The sequence below is a fragment of the Streptomyces hiroshimensis genome (genome assembly GCF_014650335.1).
Classification (GTDB): Bacteria; Actinomycetota; Actinomycetes; order Streptomycetales; family Streptomycetaceae; genus Streptomyces; species Streptomyces hiroshimensis.
The window spans coordinates 141,690-158,159 of the sequence record NZ_BMUT01000015.1 but is presented as its reverse complement, the minus strand read 5'-3'; the positions used below and the strand labels follow the sequence as shown (position 1 = coordinate 158,159).

General features: G+C 73.5%; 12 protein-coding genes and 1 pseudogene. 11 read left to right on the top strand and 2 right to left on the bottom strand.

The features are described 5' to 3' along the window. Positions 1-49: 49 nt before the first annotated feature. The 4 genes from IE241_RS28725 (at position 50) to IE241_RS28710 (ending at position 5,321) form a co-directional block, all read left to right on the top strand. Positions 50-898 (top strand): oxidoreductase, encoded by an 849-nt coding sequence (locus tag IE241_RS28725; protein WP_190024763.1) that lies wholly within the window; start codon positions 50-52, stop codon positions 896-898. Then, positions 895-2,445 (top strand): CoA transferase, encoded by a 1,551-nt coding sequence (locus IE241_RS28720; RefSeq protein WP_190024762.1) that lies wholly within the window; start codon positions 895-897, stop codon positions 2,443-2,445. The genes IE241_RS28725 and IE241_RS28720 overlap by 4 nt, the downstream gene beginning before the upstream one ends. Next, entirely contained in the window at positions 2,442-4,136 is a 1,695-nt protein-coding gene (locus tag IE241_RS28715) for an FAD-binding oxidoreductase (RefSeq protein WP_190024761.1), read from the top strand. Before IE241_RS28720 ends, IE241_RS28715 begins: the two co-directional genes overlap by 4 nt. Positions 4,137-4,205: 69 nt before the next feature. Continuing rightward, entirely contained in the window at positions 4,206-5,321 is a 1,116-nt protein-coding gene (locus IE241_RS28710) for a prephenate dehydrogenase (protein WP_373300795.1), read from the top strand. 74 nt (positions 5,322-5,395) lie between these two features. On the opposite strand, the gene IE241_RS28705 is transcribed toward IE241_RS28710, so the two are convergent. Then, positions 5,396-5,989, bottom strand: coding sequence for a CGNR zinc finger domain-containing protein (locus IE241_RS28705; protein WP_190024759.1), 594 nt, complete (start codon positions 5,987-5,989; stop codon positions 5,396-5,398). Positions 5,990-6,058: 69 nt separating this feature from the next. Here IE241_RS28705 and IE241_RS28700 point away from each other — a divergent pair, with 69 nt between their 5' ends. The 5 genes and pseudogenes from IE241_RS28700 to IE241_RS28680 all read left to right on the top strand — a co-directional run bounded on the left by IE241_RS28700 (position 6,059) and on the right by IE241_RS28680 (position 12,815). Next, complete coding sequence (locus IE241_RS28700) at positions 6,059-7,315, top strand: MFS transporter (protein ID WP_190024758.1); 1,257 nt, start codon at positions 6,059-6,061, stop codon at positions 7,313-7,315. A 53-nt stretch (positions 7,316-7,368) separates the two neighbouring features. Beyond that, complete coding sequence (locus IE241_RS28695; protein WP_190024757.1) at positions 7,369-8,334, top strand: LysR family transcriptional regulator; 966 nt, start codon at positions 7,369-7,371, stop codon at positions 8,332-8,334. Between the two features lie 232 nt (positions 8,335-8,566). Beyond that, positions 8,567-10,009, top strand: a complete 1,443-nt coding sequence (locus IE241_RS28690) for a GuaB1 family IMP dehydrogenase-related protein (protein WP_190024756.1) — start codon at positions 8,567-8,569, stop codon at positions 10,007-10,009. A gap of 411 nt (positions 10,010-10,420) precedes the next feature. Continuing rightward, positions 10,421-11,923: pseudogene (locus IE241_RS28685) on the top strand (amino acid permease); the annotation flags it as partial. Positions 11,924-12,359: 436 nt separating this feature from the next. Then, positions 12,360-12,815 (top strand): Lrp/AsnC family transcriptional regulator, encoded by a 456-nt coding sequence (locus IE241_RS28680; RefSeq protein WP_030365350.1) that lies wholly within the window; start codon positions 12,360-12,362, stop codon positions 12,813-12,815. Here IE241_RS28680 and IE241_RS28675 read toward each other — a convergent pair. Continuing rightward, on the bottom strand, positions 12,793-14,274 hold the full coding sequence (locus tag IE241_RS28675) for an MFS transporter (protein ID WP_229899939.1): 1,482 nt from the start codon (positions 14,272-14,274) through the stop codon (positions 12,793-12,795). The genes IE241_RS28680 and IE241_RS28675 overlap by 23 nt on opposite strands. Positions 14,275-14,375: 101 nt before the next feature. Here IE241_RS28675 and IE241_RS28670 point away from each other — a divergent pair, with 101 nt between their 5' ends. Together IE241_RS28670 and IE241_RS28665 are read left to right on the top strand one after the other, a co-directional pair. Next, the gene (locus IE241_RS28670; protein ID WP_190024755.1) at positions 14,376-15,347 is read left to right on the top strand and encodes a LysR family transcriptional regulator; all 972 of its coding nucleotides are present in this window, start codon (positions 14,376-14,378) and stop codon (positions 15,345-15,347) included. A gap of 284 nt (positions 15,348-15,631) precedes the next feature. Continuing rightward, complete coding sequence (locus tag IE241_RS28665; protein ID WP_190024754.1) at positions 15,632-16,441, top strand: carbon-nitrogen hydrolase family protein; 810 nt, start codon at positions 15,632-15,634, stop codon at positions 16,439-16,441. Positions 16,442-16,470: the final 29 nt, after the last annotated feature.

The window sequence follows — 16,470 nt, the reverse complement described above, 5'->3', positions numbered from 1 at the left end:
CCCCACCGCGAGCCGGCAACCCGTACCACCTCTGGAGAAAGCTGATCACATGACGGTGTGGTTCATCACCGGTGCCTCACGCGGCCTCGGCCTGGAACTCGTCCGGGCCGCGCTCGCCCACGGCGACGACGTCGTCGCCGCGGTCCGCGACCCCCGCGCCTTCCCGGACACCCTGCCCGACACCGGCGGCAACCTGCTCGTCCTCCCGCTCGACGTGACCGACGAGGCGCAGGCCCGTACGGCCGTGGCCGGTGCCGTCGAGCGCTTCGGCCGGATCGACGTGCTGGTGAACAACGCCGGGTACGGGGTGGTCGGGGCGATCGAGGAGACCTCGGGCGACGAGGTCCGCGCGCTGTTCGAGACCAACGTCTTCGGGCTCCTCAACGTCACCCGCGCCGTCCTGCCCGTCCTGCGGGCCCGGCGCGCCGGCCACGTCATCAACATCGGATCCGTCGGCGGCTTCGCCCAGGGGGCGGGCTCGGGGATCTACGGGGCCAGCAAGTTCGCCCTGGAGGGCATCACCGAGGCCCTGAACGCCGAGGTGGCCGCGCTCGGCATCAAGGTCACCGTCGTCGAACCCGGCCAGCTCCGCACCGACTTCTTCGACCCGTCGAGCCTGCGCCCCGCCGCGCACGCCATCGACGACTACGCGCAGACCGCCGGGGCCCGCCGCGCCGACTTCGCCCGGACCAACCACCGGCAGATCGGCGACCCGGTCAAGGCCGCGCAGGCCGTCGTGGCCCTCGCGCACACCGCCGAGCCGCCGCTGCGGCTGCCGCTGGGCAGCGACAGCGTGGCCCGCATCGAGGCCAAGCTCGCGCACGTCGCCGGCGAGCTCGGGGCGTGGCGGCACGTCGCCCTGTCCACCGACCACGAGACCGCGGAGGCCCGGGCGTGACCTCCCCGAACCCGGCCCCGAACCCGGCCCCGAACCCGGCCCCGAGCTCGCCCCTCACCGAACGGATCGAGAAGGCACTCGCCGCCCCCGCGACCGACGACGCCTTCGACGTCCACGCCGCGCTCGAAGACGTCCTCGCGGGCGTCGGCATGACGGCCGCCGACACCGGCGGCACCATCACCTTCGAGGGCGCCGACCCCGTCGTCCCCTCCACGCTGCGCCTCGGCGCGGCCGCCGGCATCGCCCTCGTCGCCAAGTCCGCCGCCGTCGCCAAGCTGTGGCGGCTGCGCGGCGGCGGGGGACAGGACATCTCCATGGACCTGCGGGTGGCGCCGCACCGGCTCTGCCCCTTCTACGACCGCAAGTGGGAGCTGATCAACGGCAGTCCCCTCAGCGAGTCCTCCAACCCCAGCAACGCCCTGGGCTGGGCCTTCTACCGCAGCCGCGACGGCCGCTGGATGATGCCCCAGAACATGTACCCCAAGATCAAGGTCGAGGCGCAGCGGTTCCTGGGGGTCCCGGACGACGCCGACGCGGTGGCCGCCGCCATCGCCGCCCGCGACGCCCGCGAGCTGGAGGAGGCGGGCAACCGCGCCGGCATCGTCATGGCGATGCTGCGCGAGCCCCGTGAGTTCCTGGCCGAGCCGCAGTACCGCGACGTCCTCGCCCACGCCCCGCTCATCGAGATCGAGAAGATCGGCGACGGCGACCCCGAACCCCTGCCGCCGGGCGCCGCCCAGCCGCTGGAGGGGATCCGCGCCCTCGGCATGGGCCACGTCATCGCCGGCGCCGGGGTCGGCCGCGCCCTCGCCCTGCACGGCGCCGACGTGCTGAACCTGTGGCGGCCGGACGAGCTGGAGCACGAGCGCAGCTACATCAGCGCCAACGTCGGCGTCCGCTCGACCTACCTCGACCCGTACGCGGCCGAGGGCTCCGGGCGCCTGCGGGCCCTCCTGCGCGGCGCGGACGTCTTCTACGCCAACCGCCGCCCCGGCTACCTCGACAAGATCGGCGTCTCCGAGCAGGAGGCGGCGGCCCTGCGCCCCGGCATCGTCTACGCGACGAACTCCCTGGCCGGCCGCACCGGTCCCTGGGCGGACCGGATCGGCTTCGACCAGACGGCCGGGAGCCTCGTCGGCATCATGAACCTCGAAGGCGACGGCGAGCGCCCCCAGCTGCCGCCCGTCCAGGTCGTCAACGACTACATCACCTCCTGGCTGACCACCGTCGGCATCGTCGAGGCGCTCCACCGCCGTGCGCAGGAGGGCGGCAGCTACCGCGTCCACGTCTCGCTCGTCCGGGCCGCCCTGTGGATCCTGAGCATGGGCGTCTTCGACCGCGACTACGCCCACCAGGTCGCCGGATCGAGCTCCCGCCACCTCTACCTCGACCCCGAGACCTTCACCGCCGACACCCCGCTCGGTGCCTACCAGGGCGTCACGGACCAGGTCCGGATGTCGGCGACGCCGGGCGCCTACCGCCAGGTCCTGGTGCCGCGCGGCTCCTCCCGGCCCGAGTGGCTGCCCGGTGCGAGGAGGGGCGCATGACCGGCCCGAGCAGGAGGTCCCTCCTCGCCGGGACCGTGGCGGCCGCGGCGGGCACCGCCGGCGCGCTCACCGCCCGCCCCGCGGCGGCCGCCCCCGCGACCCCGGCCGCGCCCGCCGGGAGCCTCGCGGGCGCGACCGGATTCCCGGCCGTGACGGTCGGCCCCGGCGACCCCCGCTACGGCGACCTCGTCGTCGGCAACAACGCCCGCTGGGTGGGCCGGCCCGAGACCGTGCGGCTCGTCGCCACCACCGAGCACGCCGTGCGCGCCGTGCAGGACGCCGTCGACGGCGGGAAGCGGATCTCCGTGCGCGGCGGCGGGCACTGCTACGCCGACTTCGTCTTCAACCCGCAGGTGCAGACGGTCATCGACATGACGCCGATGAACGCCGTCTCCTACGACGCCGCGCGCAAAGCGTTCTGCGTCGAGGCCGGGGCGACCCTCCTCGACGTCTACGAGGCCCTCTACAAGGGCTGGGGCGTGACCATCCCCGGCGGCCGGTGCCACTCCGTCGGCGTCGGCGGGCACGTCAGCGGCGGCGGCTACGGCATGCTCTCGCGCAAGCACGGGCTCACCGTCGACCACCTCTACGCCGTCGAGGTCGTCGTCGTGGGCGACGACGGCAGGGCGCGCCCCGTCGTCGCCACGCGCGAGCCGGGCGACCCGCACCGGGACCTGTGGTGGGCCCACACCGGGGCGGGCGGCGGCAACTTCGGCGTCATCACCCGCTACTGGTTCCGCTCGCCCGGCGCCCGGGGCACGGACCCGGCCGGCCAGCTCATCCAGCCGCCGAAGGAGGTACTGGTCAGCGCCCTGGCCCTGCCGTGGAGCGCGCTGGACGAGAAGGCCTTCACCGGTCTGGTGCGCAACTACGGCGCCTGGCACGAGAAGAACGCGGGAGCCGATTCCCCCTACGCCTCCCTGTGCAGCTTCCTGACCCTGTGCCACCAGGCCAACGGCACCGTCAGCCTGCTGACCCAGATGGACGCCGGCGCGCCGGACGCCGAGCGGCTGCTGCACGACTACATCGCCGCGGTCACCGCCTCCCTCGGCAAGGGCGCGGCGCGGCCCTTGACGGCCCCGGCGGGGGAGAACCCCCCGATGCCGGACCTCTTCCACCCGCGGCGGCTGCCCTGGCTGACCGCCACGAAGTTCCTCGGCACCAACAACGCGGCGCTCGTCAACCCCACGCTGCGCGGCGCGCACAAGTCCGCGTACATGCGCCGGAGCTTCACCGACGGGCAGATCGCCGCGATCCACCGGCACCTGACCCGGACCGACCTCCGTAACCCGAGCTCGATGGTCTCGCTGCTGTCCTTCGGCGGCCGGATCAACGCGGTGCGGCCGGGGGACACCGCCTCCGTCCAGCGCGACTCCGTCTTCAAGGCCCTCTTCCAGTCGATGTGGGCGGACCGTGCCGACGACGACGCGAACGTGCGCTGGACCCGCGAGTCCTACGCCGAGGTCTTCGCCGCGACCGGCGGCTATCCCGTCCCGGGCGCGGCCACCGACGGCTGCTACATCAACTACGCGGACACCGACATCACCGACCCCGCGCACAACCGGTCCGGAGTGCCGTGGCAGACGCTCTACTACGGCGCCAACTACCCGCGGCTGCAGCGGATCAAGGCCGCGTACGACCCGGGGAACGTCTTCCGGCACCCGCAGTCCATCGCTCTGCCGACGTCGTAGCCCGGGCGGGCGCGGCGACGGGCCCGCCCGGGCTTCACCGGCCTCATCCGAAAGAGGGCGTGAACCGTGATTCGCACGATGGCAGTAGTCGGCACCGGGCTGATCGGCACGTCGGTGGGGCTCGCGGTGAGCCGCCACGGCGTGACGGTCCACCTCATGGACGAGGACGAGACGGCGGCGAGATGCGCGGCGGCGCTGGGCGCCGGGATCCTGGCCGCCCCCGCCGGGCCGGTGGACCTGGCGGTGCTCGCAGTGCCGCCCGGCCGGCTCGGCCCCGTCCTCGCCGAGCAGCAGCTGCGCGGCCTCGCCCGCGCCTACACCGACGTCGCGAGCGTGAAGGCCGCGCCGGAGCGGCTCGTGTCGGCGGGCCTCGCCGACGCCGTCTCCTACATCGGCGGCCACCCGCTCGCCGGCCGGGAGAAGTCGGGGCCGCTGGCCGCCCGGGCGGACCTCTTCGAGGACCGCTCGTGGGTGCTCACCCCATCGGCGGGCACCTCGCAGGAGACCCTCAACCGGGCCCTGGAGATGATCGCGCTGTGCGGCGCCGTGCCCGTACTGATGGACAGTCAGGCCCACGACAGCGCCGTGGCGCTGACCTCCCACGTGCCGCACGTCGTGGCCAGTCTCATGGCCGCGCGCCTGCAGCACGCCCCGCGGGAGGCGGCCCGGCTCGCCGGCCAGGGACTGCGCGACGTCACCCGCATCGCCGCGGGCGACGCCCGCCTGTGGGGCGACATCCTCCAGGCCAACGCCGCCGCCGTGGCCGGCGTCCTGCGGGACCTTCAAGCCGACCTCTCCGACCTGCTGGCCGCGCTCGACGAGCTGCCGGCCGCGCCCGCGGGCGAGGGCTCGCCCGGCCTCGCGCGCCTGGTCGGCCTCCTCGACCGCGGCGTCGCCGGGATGGGGGTGATCCAGGGCCGCGACGGTGCGCCGGCCGCCGGCCCGGTGCGGGTGCGCGTGGCCCTCGGGGACCGGCCCGGCGAGCTCGCCCGGCTGCTGGCCTCGGTGGCCGACCTGGGCGTCGGGGCGGACGACGTCACGCCGCGCGGCGGCGGTCCTTCCGGGCTGGAGGTGGAGCTGGGCGTGGCGCCGCTCCGGACGGAGGACGTGCTGCGCAGGCTCGTACGGGAGGGGTTCGAGGCGGACCGGGCCGACGCGCGGGTGCTGACCGGCGTCATGCCGTAACCCGGTCCGTCATGGAGAGCGGGGCGGGGCGGGCCGGATGTACCCGGCCCGCCCCGCCCCGCTCACCATGCTGATCAGTTCTTCCGGCGGTGCTGCGCCGCCTTCGCGCGGTTGCCGCAGATCGCCATCGAGCACCAGCGGCGCCGCTTGCCCACCGACTTGTCGACGAAGCGGCCGCTGCAGTTGTGCCCGTCGCAGATGCGCAGCCGCGCGCGCGTGTCCCCGCTGCCGAGCAGCGTCGCGGCGTCGACGGCGATCCGGCACAGCGCACGGCGGGCGTCGGACGGCGCGGTGTCGGTGCGGAAGACGGCGGTGCCGTCCTGCACGTCGAGGCGCGAGGGGTGCTCGCCGAGGCGCGCCAGCCACACGTTGATCGTCCCGGCCGCGGCCCCGGGGAACGGCTCGCCCGCGACGCTCGCCCGGTATCCGGCGTCGATGGCCTCGCGCAGCTCCCTGGCCTGCAGCAGGAGCGCATCGTCCACCACGACGTCCGGCGGGGTGACGCCCGCCTCGGCGAACCACTCGGCGAGGTCGCCGGGCCGCACCAGCAGCTCGCGGCCGCCCTTGAAGCGGTCCCGGAGGGTGTTGACGAAGTCGACGCTCAGCCGCCCGCCGTACCAGACCCAGCGCTCCGGCACTTGGCGATCTTGCACCTGTTCCACTGCCATAACCCCATGATAGGTTACGCGCACCGAGTAACCGTACTACCGGTTAGCAACCGGGAGAGAGGTTGTGCGATGACCCAGCAGGCAGCGGCGGAAGCGCCGAAGGGCGGGTGGCCGGGCGCGGCGAAGGTCTGGCTCCTGGCCCTCGGCATGTTCGCGATCGGCACGGACCTGTTCATCGTGTCCGGGCTGCTGCCGGCGCTCGGCGACGAGCTGGAGCTGTCGACGGCCGCGGCCGGCCAGACGGTGACCGTCTTCGCGATCACGTACGCCGTCGCCGCGCCGATCCTGGCCAGCGTCACCTCCCGGCTCGACCGGCGCACGCTGCTGCTGGCCGTGCTCCTCGTCTTCGCCGTGGGCAACGCCCTCTCGGCGTTCGCCCCGAACTACGCCGTGCTGCTGCTGAGCCGCGTCGTCGCCGGTGCCTCCGCCGCGCTCTACGCCTCCACCGCCTCCGCCGTCGCCGCCCGCATCACCGCGCCCGAGCGGCGCGGGCGCGCCCTCGCGATCGTCTACGCGGGCATGACCAGCGCCATCGCCCTGGGCGTCCCGATCGGCAACGCCATCGGCGAGCTCTCCTCGTGGCGCTGGGCCTTCGGCTTCGTCGCCCTGCTCGCCCTCGTCACGGCGCTCGGCGCCGCGGCCGGCATCCCGTCCGTGGCGGGCAACCCGGGTCTCGGCGTCCGCGAGCGCCTGGGTGCCGTGCGCATCAAGCGCGCCCCGACCGCCATGCTCACCACCACGCTGTGGGTCGTCGGCACCTTCGTCGTCTACACCTACCTCGGCACCGTGCTGGAGAAGGTCAGCGGCGCCTCCGACGCGGACCGCACGTGGCTGCTCCTGCTGTTCGGAATCGGCAGCTTCGCCGGCGTCATGGGCGGCGGCCGGCTCGCCGACCGCGTCGACTCCACCCGCGGCCTCGCCGCCACCGTCGCCCTGCTCGCCGCCGTCCTCGCGGCGCTCACCCTCGCCCTGCACTCCGTCGTCGGCGCCGCCGTGGGCCTCGCCGTCTGGGGCCTGGTGCACTGGGCGAGCTTCCCGCTCATCCAGCACCGCCTGCTGGCCATCGGCGGCAAGAACGGGGACATGCTCCTGGCGCTGAACAACAGCGCCGTCTACATCGGGCAGACCGCGGCGGCCGTGGTCGGCGGGCTCTTCGCCGGTGCCGGCCACCTGGGCGGGCTGCCGTTGGCCGGCGCGGGCTTCGAGGTGCTCGCCCTCGTCGTCCTCGCGATCGGCGCGCGGGCCGCCCGCCCGGCGGCGAGCGCCGCCACCACGGTGACGGCGGCGCCGCAGACGTCCGCCGCAGCGGTGGACACCCGTCCCTGACGACCGGGGGCCATGCATCGGCACACAGCACCACAAAGGGGGATCCGGGCCACATGATGAACCTGCGGCGCCTGAAATACTTCGTCGTGCTCGCCGGAGAGCTCCACTTCGGACGGGCGGCCGAAACGCTGGGGATCACGCAGTCGGCACTGTCGCAACAGGTCAAGGCCCTGGAGAAGGACGTCGGCGTCGACCTGATCACCGGCCGCGGGCCCAAGGGGGCCGAGCTCACCGAGGCCGGCCGGGAGCTGGTGGAGGGAGCGGACCGGATCCTCTCCCTCTGCGACGACCTCACCGCCCGCCTGCAGGAGGTCGCGACCGGCCGGGCCGGCTCGATCGGCCTGGCCTACAGCCTCTCCGGCGCCTCGCTCGGGCAGCAGGACATCGTCGAGGAGTTCCGCAAGCGCTTTCCGGCCGTCCGGGTGGAGACCGACTCCGGCTGCTCGGCCCGCAACATCGAGATGCTGCGCGACGGCCAGGTCGACGTCGCCTTCGTCCGGCAGGAGGCCCGCTGCCCCGAGGTCGACTCCTTCGTCCTCGCCGAGGAGGAGCTGGTGGCCGTCTTCCCGTCCGGCCACCGCCTCACCTCCTCCCTGCGCATCACGCGCGAGCAGCTGCGGGAGGAGCCGCTCGTGATGTGGCCCAGGAAGCTCGCGCCGGAGCTGTACGACCGCATCGTCGGCCAGGTGTGGGGAGAGGTCTCCCCGCGCATCGTCCAGGAGGAGCCCGACTACGAGAGCGTGTGCGCGTTCGTCGAGCGGGGCACGGCCGTGGCCGTCATGGACCGGCGGGTGGCCGAGCGGTTCGTCCGGCACGGCATGGCCGTACGCCGCTTCACCGCGCCCGTGCCGGTGACGAAGATCGCCGTGGCCTGGCGCAGGGCCACCCGGTCGCTGGTGGTGGACAACTTCGTGACGGTGGCCCGCTCCAACAGGCACCAGCTGGTCGGCAGCCACCGCACGCCGCGCGGGGTGCAGTACACGGACCTGGCCGGGGTGGAGATCTCCAGCACCGCGTGAGACCGGTACCGCGCCATTCGAACACCGAGTAAAAGCGGGCAAGCCGGGCGGCTCGGGCGAAGCCACAGGGCGCGCCCGGGCCGCTTGGCCGAAGTCACAGAATGCGACGCCAGTTCGCCACAGCGGCCCGTAATCGTGGATGATGGGTCCAGGAACCTCAGCCCGATCCGGTGTCGGCCCGGTCTGACTCCCCACCCGCTCTGTACGTAAAACCGCAGGTGAGAGAGCCAGTATGCGTTTCCTTAATGACCAGAAGCCGCCGTACGACCTGACGTACGACGATGTGTTCATGGTGCCGAGCCGCTCCGCGGTCGGCTCCCGCCAGGCCGTGGACCTCTCCGCGCCGGACGGGACCGGCACCACCATCCCCCTCGTCGTCGCGAACATGACCGCGATCGCCGGCCGCCGCATGGCCGAGACCGTCGCCCGCCGCGGTGGCCTCGTCGTCATCCCGCAGGACATCCCGATCGAGGTCGTCACCGACGTCATCTCCTGGGTCAAGAGCCGTCACCACGTGCTCGACACCCCGATCGTCCTCAGCCCCTCCCAGACCGTCGCCGACGCGCTGTCGCTGCTGCCCAAGCGCGCGCACGGCGCCGGCGTCGTCGTCGACGCGGACCAGCGCCCCGTCGGCGTCGTCACCGAGCACGACCTGACCGGCGTGGACCGCTTCACCCAGCTGTCCGAGGTCATGTCCAAGGAGCTGCTGCTCCTCGACGCGGACATCGACCCGCGCGAGGCCTTCAACCAGCTCGACGCCGCGCACCGCAAGCTCGCCCCCGCGGTCGACAAGGACGGCCGCCTCGCGGGCATCCTGACCCGCCGTGGCGCCCTGCGCGCGACGCTCTACACCCCCGCCACCGACGCGGACGGCAAGCTGCGCATCGCCGCCGCCGTCGGCATCAACGGCGACTTCGTGGGCAAGGCCAAGCTGCTGCTCGAGGCGGGCGTGGACACCCTCGTCATCGACACCGCGCACGGCCACCAGGAGTCGATGATCTCCGCGATCAAGGCCGTCCGGGCGCTCGACCCCAAGGTCCCGATCGTCGCGGGCAACATCGTCGCCGCCGACGGCGTGCGCGACCTCATCGAGGCCGGCGCGGACATCATCAAGGTCGGTGTGGGCCCGGGCGCCATGTGCACCACCCGCATGATGACCGGCGTGGGCCGCCCGCAGTTCTCCGCCGTCCTGGAGTGCGCCGCCGAGGCGAAGAAGTACGGCAAGCACGTGTGGGCCGACGGCGGCGTCCGTCACCCGCGCGATGTCGCCATGGCCCTGGCCGCGGGCGCGTCCAACGTCATGATCGGCTCCTGGTTCGCGGGCACCTACGAGTCCCCGGGCGACCTCCAGCAGACCGCCGACGGGCGCTTCTACAAGGAGTCCTTCGGCATGGCCTCGGCCCGTGCGGTCCAGAACCGCACCTCCGAGGAGTCCGCCTACGACCGGGCCCGCAAGGGTCTGTTCGAGGAGGGCATCTCCACCTCGCGCATGTTCCTCGACCCCGCCCGCCCGGGCGTCGAGGACCTGATCGACTCGATCATCGCGGGTGTCCGCTCCTCCTGCACGTACGCGGGCGCCGGCTCCCTGGCCGAGTTCGCCGAGCGTGCCGTCGTCGGCGTCCAGAGCGCCGCCGGCTACGCCGAGGGCAAGCCGCTGCACGCCAGCTGGCAGTAGTCCCCGCACCGCCCTGAAGCGGCCCTGAAGGGGCGCGGTCCGATTCCGGACCGCGCCCCTTTCGCGTATGCGCGTCTCCCGCCTTTTCGTGTTTCCGGGGCGCGGTCCGGTTCGCCGGGTCGCGCCCCTTTTTTGCTCCCCATGTACCGATTCATAACGTGACGTGCAACGATCACCTGTTCTGGCCACCCGGACGCAATGATCAGCCGGGCATACGCAAGAATGGTGCATTACGAGCGCGGGCCCTGACCTCGTAGGGTCTGCGCAGAACGTGGAGTGGCGGGTACCGCTTGCTCGGCGGTACCCCTCGCTACGGGATTGCTCTGCCATGTCGGCGCGCCCCGGGTACCGCCGCGGACCGCTGCCTCCCGACCGGTACCCCCGACCGGCAGTCATGAACGGAGCAACCCCGTGTTGGACCAAGGCACTGCGCCACCTGCCACCGGCGGCAAGCAGCTTCCCCCGCTGCAGTCCACCGGCTTCGGCGCCCGCCTGATGCGCCGCAAGCCCGTCGAGCGCCTGGTCGCCGAGGGCGGCCAGGGCGAGGGCGGCAGCCTGCGCCGCTCGCTCGGCATGTGGCAGCTGACCATGATCAGCATCGGCGCCACGCTGGGCACCGGCATCTTCGTGGTGCTGGGCAACGCCGTGCCCCAGGCCGGCCCTGCCGTCGTGATCTCCTTCATCCTCGCGGGCATCACCGCGCTGTTCTCGGCGCTGTCCTACGCCGAGCTCGCCGGCACCATCCCGGTCTCCGGCTCCTCGTACTCCTACGCCTACGCCACCCTGGGCGAGATCATCGCCTGGGTCTGCGGCTGGTGCCTGATCCTGGAGTACGGCGTCTCCGTGGCGGCCGTGGCCGTCGGCTGGGGGCAGTACCTCAACGAGCTCCTCGAGGGCACGATCGGCGTCACCATCCCGGACTGGATGGCCAACCCGCCCGGCGTGGACGGCGGCGTCTTCAACCTGCCCGCCCTGCTCGTCGTGCTGCTGTGCATGGCCTTCCTGCTCGGCGGCGCCAAGGAGAGCGCCCGCGCCAACACGATCATGGTCGGCGTGAAGATCGTGGCCCTGCTGCTCTTCTGCGCCGTGGCCTTCACCGGCATCCGCGCCGGCAACTACGCGCCGTTCATGCCGCTCGGCCTCGGCGGCGTCAGCGCCGCGGGCGCCACGCTGTTCTTCTCGTACATCGGCTTCGACGCCGCCTCCACCGCCGGTGAGGAGGCCAAGAACCCGAAGAAGGACCTGCCCAAGGCGATCATGCTGTCGCTGCTGATCGTCACCGCGCTGTACGTGCTGGTCGCGGCGATCGCCGTCGGCGCGCTGCCGTGGGGCGAGTTCAAGGACTCCGAGGCCGCCCTGGCGGGCATCATGAAGGACGTCACCGGCCAGAGCTTCTGGGCCGTGCTCCTCGCCGCCGGCGCCGTCATCGCCATCGCCAGCGTCGTGCTGACCGTGCTGTACGGCCAGACCCGCATCCTCTTCGCGATGTCCCGCGACGGCCTGGTCCCCAAGGCCTTCGCGAAGGTCAGCCCCAAGGGCGTGCCGGTGGCCAACACCGTGATCGTCTCGCTGTTCTGCGGCGTCCTGGCCGCCGCGGTCCCGCTGGCCCAGCTCGCCGACGCCACCAGCATCGGCACGCTCTTCGCCTTCGGCCTGGTCAACATCGCCGTGATCGTGCTGCGCTTCACCCGTCCCGACATGCACCGCAGCTTCCAGGTGCCGCTCTCGGGCGTGCGCATCCCGCTGGGCCGGACGGGCGTGCCGGTCGGCCTGATCTTCCCCGTTCTCGGCTTCGCGATGTGCGTCTACATGATGCTCAGCCTGGACGTCGTCACCTGGGAGGTCTTCGGCGGCTGGATGCTCGTCGGCCTGGTGATCTACTTCGCCTACGGCATGCGCAGCTCGCGCCTGGCCGCCGACGGCGCGGCCGGGGCCGCCCTGGAGACGGAGCCGGCGGCCGCCGGGGCCAAGGCCGCCACGAAGGCCGAGGTCAAGGCCAAGGCCGGGGCCAAGGCCGGCGCCGGGGCGAAGGCCGAGGCCAAGACCACCGCCAAGGCCGGGGCGAAGGCCGGGGCCACGACGGCCAAGAAGGCCGCCGTCCCGGCACAGCGGGCGGCGAAAGCCGGGAAGCCCGCCGCGTCCGGGGGCACGTCCGCCGCGAAGGCCGCCGGCAAGAGCCGGCCGAAGCCGCGGAAGAAGGCGCGCGGCAAGAGGAAGTGATCCCCTCCGCGCCGCCGCCCCCGGCCGACGGGGGCGGCGACGCGGAGTCCGGGGTCGGGAACACGGCCGGGCACGTGATCTACTGCTGGTAGCAGTAGCTGGTTACCCGTAGAAATGTGATCCACCCGCCGTGCGATTGAATGAGCTCGACGAACGCATCGTGCATGCCCTGGCCGAGGATGCCAGGCGCTCCTACGCCGACATCGGCGCCGAGGTCGGTCTGTCGGCGCCCGCCGTGAAACGGCGCGTGGACAGGCTGCGCGCCGAGGGCGCCATCACCGGGTTCACGGTCCGCGTGGACCCGGCGGCCCTCGGCTGGGAGACCGAGGGGTTCATCGAGATCTACTGCCGGCGGAACACCTCGCCCGAGGCCATCCACCGCGGCCTGTCGCGCTATCCCGAAGTGGCGTCCGCCTCCACCGTCACCGGCGAGGCGGACGCCCTCGTGCAGGTCTTCGCCTCCGACATGCGCCACTTCGAGCGCGTGCTGGAGCGCATCGCGGGGGAGCCCTTCGTCGAGCGCACCAAGTCCGTGCTCGTGCTCTCCCCGCTGCTGCGCCGCTTCAGCTCCGGCGCTCCCTCCTGAGCCCCGCCGCCACCGCCGCCGCCAGCACCACGATCACCACGGCGGCCACCCGGTAGGCGAGCGACACCGCGTCCGTGTACGCCGAGAGCACCTCGGTGTGCACGGCGCCGCCCGGCCCCCGCGCCGCCTGAAGGGCCTGCGCGGGCGAGCCGTCCGCCGCCCCCTGCGGAAGCCGCGCCGAGAAGCGCACCGACAGCGCGGTGCCCACCACCGCGATGCCCAGCGCCGCGCCCAGCTCCCGCGCCGCCGCGTTCAGCCCCGAGCCGACGCCGGCCTTCTCCTGCGGCAGCGCGGTGACCACCGCGCCCGACAGCGACGGCATGGCCGCGCCGCACCCCAGCGCCATCACCAGCAGCCACAGTGCGTACAGCGGATACGGTGTCCCGGCGTCCGCCGTGGACAGCGCCGCCAGGCCGGCCGCGATCAGCAGCAGGCCCGCGGTGACCGTACGGATCCGGCCGAGCCGGGCCGCCCACGCCAGGCTCCGGCGGGTGAACACCATGATCCCCACCGCCACCGGCAGCACCCCCAGCCCCGCCTCCAGCGGGCTGAACCCCTTCACGTACTGCAGGAACTGCGCGTTGACGAAGAACAGCGCGAACATCCCGAAGAACGTGGCCGCGAGCCCCAGCGTCCCCGAGCTCACCGCGGGCAGCCGGAACAGCCGCGGATCGAGCACCGGGTGCGCCGTGCGCAGCCCGTGCCCGGCGAAGGCCGCCAGCATCAGGGAGGCCAGCGCGAAGGCGCCCAGGACCAGCGGCGAGGACCAGCCGTGCGACGGGCCCTCGATGATCCCGTACAGCAGCGCCAGCAGCCCGGCCATCAGCAGCCCCGACCCCGGCACGTCCAGCGCGGCGCCGCCCCGCGGCGGGCGGGGTGCGACGCGTGCCGCCCACGCCAGCAGGACGACGCCCAGCGGCACATACGCCCAGAACAGGCCCTGCCAGGGCAGGTACTGCAGGATCAGCGCCCCGCCCGTGTTGCCGAGGAGTCCGCCCATCGCGACCGCCGCGCTCCAGCTCGCGATGGCCCCGCCGTGCCGGCGCGGCTCCGTGACGTACAGCAGGAGGGACATCGTCGCGGGCATCACCAGCGCCGCACCCGCCCCGGAGATCCCCCGGCCCGCGAGCAGGAGCGGCACGTTCGGGGCCAGCGCGCACAGGGCCGTGCCCGCCGCGAAGAGGGCGAGGCCGGACAGCAGCGCGCCCTTGGAGCCGAAGCGGTCGCCGAGCGCGCCGGCCGGGACCAGCAGCCCGGCGAAGACGATCACGTACGTGTCGACGATCCACAGCAACTGCGACGGCGACGGGTGCAGCGGGCTCGCCGATATCAGCGGTATCGCGAGGTTGATCGCGGCGACGAGCGACTGCGCGACCAGTACGGCCGTGAGCATCGCCCAGGGCACGCCACGCGAGCGCGTCCCGTGGGGGGAAGGGGCGGGGGACAAGGTGGCAGGCATGGCGAAAGCGCCCCTCCAGGGGTCGGCCTACGGGTGTGCCCCGACGCTAGGACCGCCCTTACTTGCTTACAAATGCAAGTTCTGCACGACATACTTGTGTCATGCGCAAAGATGCAGATGAGAGGCCACCTCTTACGGCCTCGCCGACCGACCGGCTGGCCAGAATCGACCTGAATCTGCTAGTCGCCCTCGACGCCCTGCTCGCCGAGGAGAGCGTCACGGCCGCCGCCGAACGCCTGTGCCTGTCCGGCCCCGCCATGAGCCGCACGCTCGGCCGCATCCGGCGCGCCCTGGGCGACCCCGTGCTCGTCCGTGCCGGCCGCCACATGGTCCCCACCCCGCGCGCCCTCGCCATGCGGGCCGACGTGCGCCGCGTCCTCGCCGACGCCCGCTCTCTCTTCGCCCCGGCCGCGCCCGCCGACCCGGCCACCCTGGAGCGGGCCTTCACCCTCAGCGCCCACGACAGCAACGTGCTGGCCTTCGGCGCCCCGCTCATCGGCCGCGCCGCCCGGGAAGCCCCCGGCGTCACCCTCCGCTTCCTCGCCGAGGGCGCCTCCGGCGTCCCCTCCCTCCGCGACGGCCCCCTCGACCTCGAGATCGGCGTCATCGACCGCAACGAACCCGAGATCCGCGTCGAGCTCATCACGACGGACCGCATGGTCGGCGTCGCCCGGCCCGGGCACCCGCTCCTCGACGGGCCCGTCACCCTGCGCCGCTACGCCGCCGCGAGCCACGTCCTCGACTCCCGGCGCGGGCGCCTGTCCGGGCCCGTCGACGAGGCCCTGGCCGCGCACGGCCTGCGGCGCCGCGTCGTCGCCACCGCGCCCACGCTCGCCTCGGCCCTCTTCGTCGTCGCCGGCAGCGACACCGTCGGCCTCGTCTCGGAACGGATCGGCCGCCCGGCCGCGGACGCTCTCGGCCTGGTCACCTTCGAGATCCCCCTGGCGCTTCCGCCGCTGGAGGTCGCCATGGCCTGGCACCCCCGCCACGAGGCGGACAGCGGACACCGCTGGCTTCGCGGCATCGTCCGCGACACGATCAGCGCCACGGCACCGGGCCGCCCGAAGCCGTGAGCGCTCCGCGCGGGTGGGCGGTGCGCAACCCCCACGGTCGCGTGTGCGAGGCCGGCCTCGCGGGCCCCGGGTCGTGGCCCCGCGAGCCCCCGGCAGGGACCCGGGCAGGGACCCGCGCAACGAATCGCGCCGAAACAGAGGAAAGGCGCAACGAATCGTCCACCTCCACGCAACGGACGCGCCTTGTCCGGCCGGGACGGCGACCCGTACCGTCAAGGCGTCTTAACGCAACGCCCCCCGCAGGGGCCCCGCACGCCCCCTCCGACCAGGTGAAGTGAGGCCGCATGACGCCGCCGCGTATCGCGCTGTACCAGGGCCCCGCCGGCGTTCCCTCCTCCACCTCGGACAGCCTCGCCGCCCTCGACGCCGCCGCCCGCCGGGCCGCCGCCGCAGGAGCGCGGATCCTCCTCACCAACGAGCTCTTCCTCACCGGCTACGCCCTCGGCGACGCGGTCCGGGAGTGCGCCGAGACGGCCGACGGCCCCGGCGCCGAGGCGGTCGCCCGTATCGCCGCCGAGCACGGCCTGGCCGTCGCCTACGGCTACCCCGAGCGCGACGCGGCCGACGCGGACACGGTCTACAACGCCCTGCAGCTCATCGGCCCCGACGGCGCCCGCCTGGCCAACTACCGCAAGACCCACCTCTTCGGCGCGTACGAGACGGCCCAGTTCCGGCCCGGCTCCGAGCCCGTCGTGCAGGCCGACTTCGCCGGCCTCCGCCTCGGCCTGCTGATCTGCTACGACGTCGAGTTCCCCGAGCCCGTGCGGGCCCACGCCCTGGCCGGCACCGAGCTGCTGCTCGCGCCCACCGCGCTGATGCGCCCGTACGAGATCGTCCCGCAGACGATCGTCCCGGCCCGCGCGTGGGAGAGCCAGCTCTACATCGCCTACGCCAACCGCTGCGGCGACGAGGGCGGCTTCACCTTCGCCGGCCTCAGCTGCCTCGCCGCCCCCGACGGGACCGTACGGGCGCGCGCCGGCCACGGCGAGGACCTGATCGTCGCCGACGTCGACCCGGCGCTGCTGAAGGCCTCGCGCGCCGAGAACACCTACCTGAACGACCGGCGTCCGGAGCTGTACGCCTCGCTCGTCTGACCCCCCGCCTCCGGGCACCCTCAGAGCCG